Source organism: Enterobacter cloacae complex sp. P38RS (genome assembly GCF_014930775.1).
GTDB classification, from domain to species: Bacteria; Pseudomonadota; Gammaproteobacteria; order Enterobacterales; family Enterobacteriaceae; genus Enterobacter; species Enterobacter bugandensis.
The window spans coordinates 1-13,396 of record NZ_JADBRS010000013.1; the positions used below are offsets into that span (position 1 = coordinate 1).

General features: G+C 55.7%; 9 protein-coding genes and 2 rRNA genes. 8 read left to right on the forward strand and 3 right to left on the reverse strand.

The window, feature by feature from the left end; genetic code table 11:
* The 4 genes from IM303_RS15040 to birA all read left to right on the forward strand — a co-directional run.
* Nucleotides 1-1,311 (forward strand): 23S ribosomal RNA (locus IM303_RS15040); the annotation flags it as partial.
* A 67-nt stretch (nt 1,312-1,378) separates the two neighbouring features.
* Nucleotides 1,379-1,494 (forward strand): 5S ribosomal RNA (rrf, locus tag IM303_RS15045).
* Nucleotides 1,495-1,618: 124 nt separating this feature from the next.
* The gene (gene murB / locus IM303_RS15050; RefSeq protein ID WP_049000462.1) at nt 1,619-2,647 is read left to right on the forward strand and encodes a UDP-N-acetylmuramate dehydrogenase; all 1,029 of its coding nucleotides are present in this window, start codon (nt 1,619-1,621) and stop codon (nt 2,645-2,647) included.
* Nucleotides 2,644-3,606, forward strand: a complete 963-nt coding sequence (gene birA / locus IM303_RS15055; protein WP_047363553.1) for a bifunctional biotin--[acetyl-CoA-carboxylase] ligase/biotin operon repressor BirA — start codon at nt 2,644-2,646, stop codon at nt 3,604-3,606. The genes murB and birA overlap by 4 nt, the downstream gene beginning before the upstream one ends.
* 194 nt (nt 3,607-3,800) lie before the next feature.
* On the opposite strand, the gene bcsG is transcribed toward birA, so the two are convergent.
* Genes bcsG through bcsE form a run of 3 tightly spaced genes read right to left on the reverse strand, consistent with a single transcriptional unit; the run spans nt 3,801 to nt 7,226 of the window.
* Complete coding sequence (gene bcsG / locus IM303_RS15060) at nt 3,801-5,480, reverse strand: cellulose biosynthesis protein BcsG (protein WP_028014764.1); 1,680 nt, start codon at nt 5,478-5,480, stop codon at nt 3,801-3,803.
* Nucleotides 5,473-5,667 carry a cellulose biosynthesis protein BcsF gene (gene bcsF, locus IM303_RS15065; RefSeq protein ID WP_072201618.1) on the reverse strand — a complete coding sequence of 65 codons (195 nt, stop codon included), beginning with the start codon at nt 5,665-5,667 and terminating at the stop codon, nt 5,473-5,475. The genes bcsG and bcsF overlap by 8 nt, the downstream gene beginning before the upstream one ends.
* Complete coding sequence (bcsE, locus tag IM303_RS15070) at nt 5,664-7,226, reverse strand: cellulose biosynthesis c-di-GMP-binding protein BcsE (protein ID WP_048960024.1); 1,563 nt, start codon at nt 7,224-7,226, stop codon at nt 5,664-5,666. Before bcsE ends, bcsF begins: the two co-directional genes overlap by 4 nt.
* A 174-nt stretch (nt 7,227-7,400) precedes the next feature.
* Here bcsE and bcsR point away from each other — a divergent pair, with 174 nt between their 5' ends.
* The 4 genes from bcsR to bcsB are packed head-to-tail and all read left to right on the forward strand — an operon-like array spanning nt 7,401 to nt 13,396.
* Entirely contained in the window at nt 7,401-7,589 is a 189-nt protein-coding gene (bcsR, locus tag IM303_RS15075; protein ID WP_028014761.1) for a cellulose biosynthesis protein BcsR, read from the forward strand.
* Between the two features lie 11 nt (nt 7,590-7,600).
* Nucleotides 7,601-8,353: a cellulose biosynthesis protein BcsQ gene (gene bcsQ / locus IM303_RS15080; RefSeq protein ID WP_049000465.1), complete on the forward strand. Its 753-nt coding sequence runs from the start codon at nt 7,601-7,603 to the stop codon at nt 8,351-8,353.
* The gene (bcsA, locus tag IM303_RS15085; protein ID WP_192971966.1) at nt 8,350-10,965 is read left to right on the forward strand and encodes a UDP-forming cellulose synthase catalytic subunit; all 2,616 of its coding nucleotides are present in this window, start codon (nt 8,350-8,352) and stop codon (nt 10,963-10,965) included. Before bcsQ ends, bcsA begins: the two co-directional genes overlap by 4 nt.
* Before the next feature lie 10 nt (nt 10,966-10,975).
* The gene (gene bcsB, locus IM303_RS15090; RefSeq protein ID WP_032644933.1) at nt 10,976-13,396 is read left to right on the forward strand and encodes a cellulose biosynthesis cyclic di-GMP-binding regulatory protein BcsB; all 2,421 of its coding nucleotides are present in this window, start codon (nt 10,976-10,978) and stop codon (nt 13,394-13,396) included.

Consider the following 13,396-nt stretch of genomic DNA (forward strand, 5'->3'; position numbering starts at 1 on the left):
CAAATCGTACCCCAAACCGACACAGGTGGTCAGGTAGAGAATACCAAGGCGCTTGAGAGAACTCGGGTGAAGGAACTAGGCAAAATGGTGCCGTAACTTCGGGAGAAGGCACGCTGATATGTAGGTGAAGCCCCTGCGGGCGGAGCTGAAATCAGTCGAAGATACCAGCTGGCTGCAACTGTTTATTAAAAACACAGCACTGTGCAAACACGAAAGTGGACGTATACGGTGTGACGCCTGCCCGGTGCCGGAAGGTTAATTGATGGGGTTAGCGGCAACGCGAAGCTCTTGATCGAAGCCCCGGTAAACGGCGGCCGTAACTATAACGGTCCTAAGGTAGCGAAATTCCTTGTCGGGTAAGTTCCGACCTGCACGAATGGCGTAATGATGGCCAGGCTGTCTCCACCCGAGACTCAGTGAAATTGAACTCGCTGTGAAGATGCAGTGTACCCGCGGCAAGACGGAAAGACCCCGTGAACCTTTACTATAGCTTGACACTGAACACTGGTCCTTGATGTGTAGGATAGGTGGGAGGCTTTGAAGCGTGGACGCCAGTCTGCGTGGAGCCGTCCTTGAAATACCACCCTTTAATGGCTGGTGTTCTAACGTGGACCCGTGATCCGGGTTGCGGACAGTGTCTGGTGGGTAGTTTGACTGGGGCGGTCTCCTCCCAAAGAGTAACGGAGGAGCACGAAGGTTAGCTAATCCTGGTCGGACATCAGGAGGTTAGTGCAATGGCATAAGCTAGCTTGACTGCGAGAGTGACGGCTCGAGCAGGTGCGAAAGCAGGTCATAGTGATCCGGTGGTTCTGAATGGAAGGGCCATCGCTCAACGGATAAAAGGTACTCCGGGGATAACAGGCTGATACCGCCCAAGAGTTCATATCGACGGCGGTGTTTGGCACCTCGATGTCGGCTCATCACATCCTGGGGCTGAAGTAGGTCCCAAGGGTATGGCTGTTCGCCATTTAAAGTGGTACGCGAGCTGGGTTTAGAACGTCGTGAGACAGTTCGGTCCCTATCTGCCGTGGGCGCTGGAGAATTGAGGGGGGCTGCTCCTAGTACGAGAGGACCGGAGTGGACGCATCACTGGTGTTCGGGTTGTCATGCCAATGGCACTGCCCGGTAGCTAAATGCGGAAGAGATAAGTGCTGAAAGCATCTAAGCACGAAACTTGCCCCGAGATGAGTTCTCCCTGAGACTTTAAGTCTCCTGAAGGAACGTTGAAGACGACGACGTTGATAGGCCGGGTGTGTAAGCGCAGCGATGCGTTGAGCTAACCGGTACTAATGAACCGTGAGGCTTAACCTTACAACGCCGAAGCTGTTTTGGCGGTGAGAGAGACGATTTTCAGCCTGATACAGATTAACAGAATTTGCCTGGCGGCTTTAGCGCGGTGGTCCCACCTGACCCCATGCCGAACTCAGAAGTGAAACGCCGTAGCGCCGATGGTAGTGTGGGGTCTCCCCATGTGAGAGTAGGGAACTGCCAGGCATCAAATAAGTGAAGAGGCCATCCGAAAGGATGGCCTTTTTGCGTTTCTGCGCTGCACAAACTAATCCCCCAACGCCCTGCTTATACGGTAAACTACCTGCGTTTTTGCATCAGGATAGCGTCTATGAACCACTCCCTTAAGCCCTGGAATACCTTTGGCATTCAACGTAATGCTAATCAAATTGTACGTGCCGATACTGCACAGCAGCTGCTGGATGCATGGCAAAGCGCAACAGAAAATAACGAACCCGTACTGATTCTGGGCGAAGGAAGCAATGTCCTGTTTCTCGACGATTTCGCGGGAACGGTGATCGTTAACCGCATCATGGGCATTGGTGTGGAAGAGCATGCCGATAGCTGGCATCTGCACGTGGGGGCCGGAGAAAACTGGCATCAGCTGGTGCAATTTACCCTCGAAAAAGGGATGCCGGGTCTGGAAAACCTGGCGCTTATACCAGGCTGCGCCGGATCGTCACCCATCCAAAACATCGGTGCCTACGGCATCGAACTGAAACATGTCTGTGAATATGTCGACTGCATCGAACTGGCGACCGGAACGGCTAAGCGCTTAACGGCAGAACAGTGTCGGTTTGGCTATCGTGACAGTATCTTCAAGCATGAATATCAGGATCGCTACGTGATTGTCGCCGTGGGCCTGCGTCTGCCAAAGAACTGGCAGCCGGTGCTGACCTATGGCGATTTAACGCGTCTCGATCCGGCAACCGTCACTCCCCGCGACGTATTTGACTCAGTTTGCCATATGCGAATGACCAAACTTCCCGATCCGAAAGTAAATGGAAATGCAGGAAGCTTCTTCAAAAATCCGGTTATTAGCAGCGAAAATGCAAAAGCCTTTCTTGAAGGATGGCCCACTGCGCCACATTATCCTCAGGCAGATGGCAGCGTGAAGCTGGCCGCTGGCTGGCTGATCGATCAATGCCAGTTAAAAGGCACGTCCGTAGGTGGCGCTGCCGTTCACCAGCAGCAGGCTCTGGTACTGATTAATCAATGCGATGCGACCAGCGATGATGTTGTCCAGCTGGCGCATTATGTTCGTCAACGTGTGGGCGAAAAGTTTAGCGTCTGGCTGGAGCCAGAAGTCCGCTTCATTGGCCGCACAGGTGAAGTGAATGCCGTGGAGACCATTGCGTGAAGGACAATACCATTCCGTTAACCCTGATTAGCATCCTTGCTGACGGGGAGTTTCACTCTGGCGAACAGCTGGGCGAGCAGCTGGGCATGAGCCGTGCCGGCATTAACAAGCATATCCAGACGCTTCGCGACTGGGGCGTCGATGTGTTCACGGTGCCGGGAAAAGGCTACAGCCTGCCGGAGCCAATTCAATTGCTGAATGAAGACGTCATCCGCAGCCAGCTTGGACACGGCAACGTTGCGGTGCTGCCGGTGATTGATTCGACGAACCAGTACCTTATGGATCGGCTGAGCGAACTCTCGTCCGGCGATGCCTGTGTTGCTGAATACCAGCAGGCCGGTCGTGGCCGTCGCGGTCGCAAATGGTTCTCGCCATTTGGCGCCAATCTCTATCTGTCCATGTACTGGCGTCTGGAGCAGGGGCCTGCCGCAGCCATTGGCCTGAGTCTGGTCATTGGTATCGTCATGGCGGAAGTGCTGCACGATCTGGGTGCCGATCGGGTCCGCGTTAAGTGGCCAAACGATCTGTACCTTAACGATCGTAAACTTGCCGGTATTCTGGTCGAACTGACGGGTAAAACCGGTGATGCGGCGCAAATTGTTATTGGCGCGGGCCTCAATATGGTGATGCGTACTGTCCAGGATGACGTGGTGAATCAGGCCTGGACCAATCTTCAGGAGGCGGGGATTGTCATCGATCGTAACACCCTTGCCGTGCGCATGATTAAAGAGCTGCGCAGTTCACTCACGCTTTTTGAACAGGAAGGCCTGGCACCGTTCTTGTCTCGTTGGGAAAAGCTGGATAACTTCATCAACCGTCCGGTGAAGCTGCTGATTGGTGATAAAGAGATTTACGGCATTTCCCGCGGTATTGACGCACAGGGCGCGCTGCTTCTGGAGCAGGATGGCGCGATCAAGCCCTGGGTGGGCGGTGAGATTTCCCTGCGAAGCGCCGAATAACCGGATGGAGTAAACGATGCGAAAATCCGTCTGCGCTACCCTGGCATTTAACGATGGGGCAGCCTTCCGTAGAGCCCGAAATCACCTCTAAAGACGACGACGATTCGGCAAGTCTGAAAATGCAGGTGTGGATTTCAGCGCAATAATGACGCACTGACTATCCCCTCTCCCCTGTGGGAAGAGGGGGAAATCAGTTACTGCGGATACGGTACCCAGTCCCCGCCGTTCAGGCGAACGTACGGTTTGTTCTGATACTGAATCACCACCGCGTTGGCGTTCTCGGAGACTTCTGCCGTTTGCGGCAGGTTGCTGGTGAGCTGATCCCAGTTCACGCTATCTTCCACAAACAGCTTCCCGTCAACGGCGCGGGCAACCAGTTCTGAAATCGCCAGATAGCTGCTTGGCTGGGTAATCTCAATTGGTGCGCCCTGGTGCGGTGCCTTCATACCAAAGAATTTAATGCCTGCAGGCACGTTGGTAATGGACGGGCTTGGGATATCGCGCAGACCGGATACCTGCATTCTGTCGCCTTTCAGCGCGCCACCGTGCTCAGGTACCACGACCACCATCACTTTACGGCCAGATTTTTCCAGCTCCGTGAAGAACGCGTCCAGCTCGTCGAAGAATTTCTGCGCCCGCACTTTGTAATCCGCCGTTTTACTCACCCCCGGGAAGTGGTTACCGTCGTGAAGCGGCAGGGTGTTATAGAACGTTGCACTGCGCGGATTACTGTCTTTTTCGATGGTCTGCAGCCAGCGCTGCAGCACGGCGGTATCGTCATAAACCGGCGAGCCATCGAAGCCCAGCAGCGTAACGGGAAGACCGGTTTGATCCATCAGTGGCGCCTGCATGCCACCCTGTTCACGTACCTCTTTCAGGAAGTTACCGAACTGACCGTTATGCCCCAGCATCAGGTGCTGCGTAAAGCCCAGCTTCGCGAGATTATCGAACAAATAACACTGGTTGCCAGCGGGCTGATACAGGTTTTTATGCGATGCCTGACCGCAGCTTGCTCGCAGCAGGCGGATTGCCGCCGGGCCGCTGTATGAGGTGGCAGAGTTAAAATCTTTAAACTGGATGTCAAAGTGGGACCACAGCGGGTGAGACATCAAACCGGCGGCATCCACGTCGGCCCAGGAGAGGGAACAGATGTTAATCACCAGCAGCTCAAACGGCTGCGCATCGGCTGGCAGCGCATCCGGGAATTTCGTCTGTCGCTTATCTTCAGCGGTATAGAAGCTGGAGAGCCAGGCATTAAGATTGGTGGAGGTCGGCGGTGCGGTCTGCGTTGGAATATCGCCCACCACCGGCGTATCGCCTGCCGTTGTAACGGTAGCCGCTGCGCTTCCTCCCGTCGTGGTCACCGTTGTCGTCGGCTGGCCGGCAGGCCACAGGGAAAAGCTTGGCCCCGCCAGCGTCAGCACGTTAAGCCAGATCATAATGGCGACGACAAACACCGTAACGCGGATCCACTGAGACAGGAACAGCCAGGCAACCAGCAGGACAAAGACGGCGCCAATCATCTGCCAGTTAATGAAACGCTCAACCAGGTCAAGCATATAGTCTGCGCTGAAGCCCGCGACCTGCGATCCCTGGCTCATTATGCTTTCCGGACCAGGCAGCCAGGTATCGTGCCAGAACAGCGCAAAGCCGATGGGGATGGCCACCCAATGGCGTAAACGATGCAGCCTGATGTTCGGCAGAGGCATCAGCAGGAAGGCCATAAACACCAGGTTAAGCAGGGGATGGAAATTCAGATAACCTGCCCAAAGCAGGCCAAACTTCACCAGAAAGTAGAAGTTCCAGCCGGAAAGGCCGCGCCAGTATTGCCAGAGCGGCGAGGGTGACGAAGCGGTATAGGAAGAATTAGTCATGTTTACGGTCTGCCTTGACGTGTGATGCCCGTGTCAGTGTTCCGGCTGGTTTTACATAGCGAGGTTTTACAAACATCACTCTGGCCGTATCACGGATACGGCGTATGGAATGGCGTGCATAGTAGCCAAGCGGGAAAAAGATCAGCGCGCAGAATACGACCAGTTGGATGATATCGCTGATATTCATGATGGTGCGTTCTCCCCGTTCTCAGTTAATAAGCGAAGGGGTTCCGGAACCCGACGCCAGACATGTCCGTCATGTCTGGCATTGAGGAGCGGTTTTACATCGCTCGTGATTGCGAGCGGTTTAACCCATTGTTCAGGCTGGAGAGCGCGCATTTGCACCAGCTCTGCGCTGATAGCATTATCTTCGAACCAAATCATACGGTTCGAGAAAATATCCCCGGTAGGCAGGGGGAAGATGTGGTTAAGCGCGGTATCAAGATCGTTGACCCGGCAAAACGACAAAAACAGCACCAGGCGATTGTCGCCAATGGTCATGATGTCCCCTGTACGGTTCGGGCGACACAGGGTGAGCGCCTGCTCAACGCGAATGCCCGGGACCGGCCGCAGGGCAACCATAACCCCTTTCCCGTCCGCCGGAAGTAACGTGTTGCTCATCATGTTGCCGACGGCATCGCAGAACGTATCCCATTTCTGGTAGCCACGCAGCTTCATCGGCTGGGTCATGGAGAGCAGCGTGGAGATATCTTCCGGTACATGGCGACTGAACTGCTGACCCTGAACGCTTTCAATAAGCGTCAGGCAGCGTGACAGTGGCGCATTCCAGGGGATAACCATATTTGCCCCGCAGCCCAGAAGCAGACGCTCATCGGTAGCGCGCAGGCTGGTATTATTTTCGCGTACCACAATTTTTAACGCGCTGCCGCGCTGGCGGCGCAGGGTGTGAATTTGTCTCGCCAGCGTTTCAATCTGATTATTCTGCATCAACGAGAAAACGAGGGTGGCTGCCTGGGTGGTGCGGGCTTCATGAAAAAGCGCTTCGTTAGACTCAAACAGTGACCAGTTTTCCGAAAGCGCGGGCGCGCCCTCTAAAACCGCAATATGGCTCAGGATGCGCTTTTCATCGCTGCGCGGCTGCACCACGGTTTCTTCCTGCTGTGCCAGGTGCCATTTCCCCTCAATATGTTTAAGAGTCAGCTGTTGCCTGGCGCTCACGCCCTTTTCATTGCACCAGAAGGCAATATCGTAGAGATAGCTGCCTGCCTGGTCACGAAGACTTGCCAGCCCGAACAGGGAGCGATATTCGCCCATCAAAAGTGAGAACAGCTTGTCGTTATTACTGCCGGGGTTGACGACCAATAGCGTGCAATTTTGAAACTTTGCCCATTTATTGATTTTTTCCAGCCACGACAGCAGTTTTTCCGCAGGAATATTTTGCAGTATGTTATTTGCACATTTAAGAATCACTAAATAGTGATCCGGATCTATAGAGCACTGAACGTCGCGGGACAAAAAGTATAGACTATCCGCTTCCGCTGACATAGAAAACAAACGTACTTTCTGGGGGCCGCTGTCGCTTTCCAGCGTAATTATTTTCTTCGGCTCTTCGCCCATGCTAATGACGGCCACGCGGGAATCCTTATCCTGAGCGGCAATTGTCTGGTTTACCAGGCTGATAGCGTCTTCATTACGATCCGTATTAATCCACCAGACTCCACCGACTGGCATGTGGCTCAATTCGTCCCATAATGACTGGATGCCAATAGAAAATATGGAGTCCACGATGTCCCTCTTTTCGTCTAATTTGCCTGTATCTCAGTTTACTAGCGAAAGCGTAGAAATAAACCTAACATTGAAATTAAAGAACATCAGATTTAGCATGTAAATGAAATTTGTCAGGGCAGGATGCCCCGCAACTTCCGAGCGTGCGATTTTCCTCAAAGGGATGGAATAAGAATGGATAATAACGAACCTGCAACCCCAGTCGACTCGACTCTGGGTTACACATTCCAAAACGATTTTCTGGCGCTGGCGCAGGCCTTTTCTCTACCTGAAATAGATTACACCGATATTTCCCAGCGGGAACAGTTGGCTGCTGCTATTAAACGCTGGCCGTTATTAGCTGAATTCGCCCATCAACATTAAGGGAGCCATTGATGGCCATACTCGGATTACAGGGCGTCCGTGGCGGTGTGGGTACCACATCTGTTACCGCGGCGCTGGCGTGGTCATTACAGCTTTTAGGTGAATCGGTGCTTGTGATTGACGCCTGCGCCGATAATTTGCTGCGTATGTCGTTCAACGTCGATTTCACTCGCGAAGAGGGCTGGGCCCGCGCGCTGCTTGATGACAAAGACTGGCGGGATGCGGGGCTACGCTATACCTCCCAGCTGGATTTACTGCCTTTTGGCCAACTGACCACCACAGAACGCGAGAATGAAGCCGCCTATCAGCGTCTGTTTTCGCAGTTCACGCTTGCGCTGCAGAGCCTGAAAGAAAAGGGGTACTACCAGTGGATCCTGCTGGATCTGCCGCACGGCGCCGGGACGCTGACCCGGCAGCTCATCGCCCAGTGCGATCATGTACTTTCCGTGGTGAACGTCGATGCGAACTGCCATATTCGCCTGCATCAGCAGGGGCTGCCTCAGAACGCGCACCTTCTGATTAACGATTTACGTATCGGTAGCCAAATCCAGGACGATCTCTATCAGGTGTGGCTGCAAAGCCAGCGCCGCCTGCTTCCCATTGTGATTCATCGGGATGAGGGGATGGCGGAATGCCTCGCCTCCAAGCAGCCGCTGGGCGAATACCGCAGCGACTCGTTGGCAGCAGAAGAGATCCTGACGCTGGCGAACTGGTGTCTGCTGAACTTCGCCAGCAAGGCGGAGCCTGCCGGGAGTTCGGTATGAGTCGACTCGCCAGCTGGCTTCTCATCCCGCCGGTCAGTTCGCGTTTGAGCGATCATTACCGGCACTTTCGCCGGCATGGTGCTCTGGCATTCAGCGCCGCGCTCGGCTGTTTCTGGCTGATTCTGGCCTGGACGTTCATTCCACTCGAGCACCCGCGCTGGCAGCGCATCCGTGCGCGTCACGGCGAATTATACCCACACATTAACCCCGACCGACCACGGCCTTTGGACCCGGCGCGCTATCTTATTCAGGCCGTCTGGCTGGCAATATCGTCATCCCGAACGGAGAAAATAACGCCGCACTGGCGCAGCTATTCCCGCGTACAGCAGTTACGTGAACGCTATCACCAGTGGCTGGATAAACTGCCCGCTAGCGTCAGCGATAAGACCAGCCATCTGGATAACCATAAAGAGCTTGGGCATCTCCAACCAGGCTTGCGGCGTTTTATTCTCGGCGTGATTGTCGTGTTCTCGCTCATTCTGGCGCTGGTTTGTATTACGCAACCTTTCAACCCCCTGGCGCAGTTCATCTTCCTGATCCTGCTGTGGGGCGTTGCGTTGCTGGTTCGTCGTATTCCGGGCCGTTTCTCGGCGCTGATGCTGATTGTGCTGTCGCTGACGGTTTCCTGCCGCTACATCTGGTGGCGTTACACCTCAACGCTGAACTGGGACGACCCGGTCAGCCTGGTGTGCGGTCTGGTGCTGCTGTTTGCTGAGACCTACGCGTGGATTGTGCTGGTGCTAGGCTATTTCCAGGTGATCTGGCCGCTCAACCGCCAGCCGGTTCCGCTGCCTAAAGACACCACGCAGTGGCCGACCGTCGATCTCTTCGTGCCGACCTACAACGAAGACCTGAGCGTGGTGAAAAACACCATCTATGCCGCGCTGGGCATCGACTGGCCGAAAGATAAGCTCAAAGTCTGGATCCTGGATGACGGCAACCGTCCGGCGTTTCGCCAGTTTGCGGAAGAGGTCGGCGTTGAGTACATCGCCCGCCCGACTCACGAGCACGCGAAGGCCGGGAATATCAACAACGCCCTGAAGTATGCCTCCGGGGAGTTCGTCTCGATTTTTGACTGTGACCACGTGCCGACGCGCTCGTTCCTGCAGATGACCATGGGCTGGTTCCTGAAAGAGAAAGAGCTGGCGATGATGCAGACGCCGCACCACTTCTTCTCGCCGGACCCGTTTGAACGTAACCTTGGCCGCTTCCGCAAAACCCCGAACGAAGGCACGCTGTTCTATGGGCTGGTGCAGGACGGGAACGACATGTGGGATGCCACCTTCTTCTGCGGCTCCTGCGCGGTTATCCGCCGTAAGCCGCTGGATGAAATCGGCGGAATTGCCGTTGAAACGGTAACGGAAGATGCGCATACCTCGCTGCGCCTGCACCGTCGGGGCTATACCTCTGCCTATATGCGTATCCCTCAGGCCGCCGGTCTGGCGACGGAATCACTCTCCGCGCACATCGGTCAGCGTATTCGCTGGGCGCGCGGCATGGTGCAGATTTTCCGCCTCGATAACCCGCTGATAGGCAAAGGGCTCAAGCTGGCGCAACGTCTCTGCTACGTCAACGCCATGTTCCACTTCTTGTCCGGCATCCCGCGGCTGATCTTCCTGACCGCGCCGCTGGCGTTCCTGCTCCTTCACGCCTATATCATTTACGCCCCCGCGCTGATGATTGCGCTGTTCGTTCTGCCGCACATGATCCACGCGAGCCTGACGAACTCGAAGATTCAGGGCAAATACCGGCACTCCTTCTGGAGTGAAATCTACGAAACGGTGCTGGCGTGGTACATCGCGCCGCCGACGATGGTCGCGCTGATTAACCCGCACAAAGGGAAATTCAACGTCACCGCGAAGGGCGGTCTGGTGGAAGAAGAGTACGTCGACTGGGTGATCTCCCGCCCGTATATCTTCCTCGTGCTGCTGAATATTGTCGGCGTGATCGCCGGTATCTGGCGCTACTTCTACGGCCCGGAAAACGAAATCCTGACCGTCTTTGTAAGTATGGCCTGGGTGTTCTACAACCTGATTATCCTCGGCGGCGCGGTGGCGGTGTCGGTAGAGAGTAAACAGGTTCGTCGCGCGCATCGCGTTGAAATCTGCATGCCTGCGGCGATCGCCCGTGAAGATGGTCACCTCTTCTCCTGTACGGTGCACGACTTCTCTGACGGTGGCCTGGGGATCAAAATCAACGGCCAGGCGAAAGTGCTGGAAGGGCAGAAGGTTAACCTGCTGCTTAAGCGCGGTCAGCAGGAGTATGTCTTCCCGACGCAGGTTGTGCGTGTGGCAGGCAGTGAAGTGGGTCTGCAGCTGATGCCGTTGACCAAAAAGCAACACATTGATTTTGTGCAGTGTACGTTTGCCCGTGCGGATACATGGGCTCTCTGGCAGGACAGCTTCCCGGAAGATAAACCACTGGAAAGCCTGCTGGATATTCTGAAGCTGGGGTTCCGTGGCTATCGTCACCTTGCAGAATTTGCCCCGTCGTCGGTGAAATTAATTTTCCGGTCACTTACTTCGCTGGTTTCCTGGGTCGTGTCGTTCATTCCTCGTCGTCCCGAGCGGGATGAGACGAAGCAGGCGGACCCGGTTATGGCTCAACAATGATGATAACGCGATGAAAACAAAACTTTCCTGGTTATGTGCAGTGGCAATGGGAGTGAGTGCACTTCCCGCAACAATGGCTAACGCAGCACCCGGTAACGCAGCGGCGACGCCTGCGCCGACGGTCCCTGTCGTCGCGCAGGCAACCGATCCGGTTGTTACGGCGGCACCCGGTCAAACAGAAAACATCATTCCGAACCAGCCAACGGAGGGGAACACCCTGCCGGTCGAGAATCCGGTCATCGGGCAGGTGATGCCGGGCGTGCGGGGGGCTAACGCGCCCGTTGTCGCGGATAATGTGCCGTCGCGGGACGTGAAGCTGACCTTCGCGCAAATCGCGCCGCCGCCGGGCAGCATGGTGCTGCGCGGCGTCAACCCTAACGGCAGCATTGAATTTGGTATGCGCAGCGATGAGGTTGTTTCAAATGCGGTACTGAACCTTGAATACACCCCGTCGCCATCACTGCTGCCGACGCAGTCTCAGCTGAAGGTCTACCTGAACGATGAACTGATGGACGTTCTGCCGGTGACCAAAGAGCAGCTGGGTAAGAAAACACAGGCGCAGGTGCCGATTAACCCGCTGTTCATCACCGACTTTAACCGTATCCGTCTGGAGTTTGTTGGTCACTACCGCGATGTCTGCGAAAACCCCGCCAGCAACACGCTGTGGCTGGACGTCGGGCGTAACTCCTCGCTGCAGATGACCTACCAGCCGCTGGCGCTGAAAAACGATCTGTCGGCGTTCCCGGTTCCGTTCTTCGACCCGCGTGATAACCGTCCACTCACGCTGCCGATGGTGTTTGCATCGTCCCCTGACGTGACCGAGCAGCTGGCGGCGACCATTGTGGCCTCCTGGTTTGGCTCCCGCTCCGGCTGGCGCGGTCAGAACTTCCCGGTGATGTATGACAAAATGCCGGACAGGAACGCGATTGTCTTTGCAACCAACGCGAAGCGTCCGGGCTTCCTGCGCGACCACCCGGAAGTCAAAGCGCCAACCATTGAGATGGTAAGCCACCCGGATAACCCGTACGTGAAGCTGCTGGTGGTCTTTGGTCGTGATGATAAAGATCTGGTCCAGGCCGCGAAGGCGATTGCTCAGGGCAACGTCCTTTTCCGCGGCAACAGCGTGGTGGTGGACGAAGTTAAGCCGCTGCTGGCGCGTAAACCTTATGACGCGCCAAACTGGGTGCGTACCGACCGCGCCGTGACGTTTGGTGAACTGAAAACCTATGAAGAGCAGCTGCAGGCCTCCGGCCTTGAGCCATCGCCGATCAGCCTGTCGCTGAACCTGCCGCCGGATCTGTATCTGCTGCGCACCAACGGCATTGATATCAATCTCAACTACCGCTATACCGCGCCGGCGACGAAAGACAGCTCGCGCATGGATATCAGCCTGAACAACCAGTTCCTGCAATCGTTCAGCCTGCAAAGTACCCAGGACACTAACCGTCTGATGCTCCGCCTGCCGGTGCTGCAGGGACTGCTGGACGGTAAAACGGACGTCTCTATTCCGGCGCTGAAGCTTGGCGCGATCAACCAGCTGCGTTTTGATTTCCAGTACATGAACCCGATGCCTGGCGGTTCGGTGGATAACTGCATCACCTTCCAGCCGGTACAAAACCACGTTGTGATCGGCGATGAGTCGACCATCGACTTCTCGAAGTACTACCATTTCCTGGCGATGCCGGATCTGCGTGCCTTTGCTAACGCGGGTTTCCCGTTCAGCCGCATGGCCGATCTCTCTGAATCCATTGTGGTGATGCCAAAAGCGCCAAACGAAGGTCAGGTGACGACCCTGCTCGACACCATGGCAACCGTAGGCGCGCAAACCGGATTACCGGCAGTTAACGTCACGTTGACGGACGATGGCAGTCAGATCCAGAACAAAGATGCGGATATCATGGTGATCGGCACCATCCCGGACAAGCTGAAGGATGAAAAACGTATCGACCTGCTGGTGAAAGCCACCGAGTCGTGGGTTAACACGCCGCTTCGCCAGACCGAGTTCCCAAGCATTATGCCGGACGTGAACGACCGTAAGGCCAGCGCGCAGACGGCCGTAACCTCTCAGGGGGCGATGGCTGCGGTGGTGGGCTTCCAGTCTCCTTACAACGATCAGCGTAGCGTGATAGCCCTGCTGGCGGACAGCCCGCGTGGCTATGAACTGCTGAATACCGCGATGAACGACAGCGGCAAACGTGCCGCGATGTTTGGTTCTGTGTCGGTGATCCGCGAGTCCGGCGTTAACAGCCTGCGCGTGGGTGATGTGTATTACGTCGGCCATCTGCCGTGGTTCGAGCGCCTGTGGTATGCGCTGTCGAACCATCCGGTTCTGCTCGCCATCCTGGCTGCGGTCAGCGTGGTCTTGCTGGCATGGGTGCTGTGGCGTCTGCTGCGCATCATCAGCCGTCGTCGCCTTAACCCGGATGAGTAA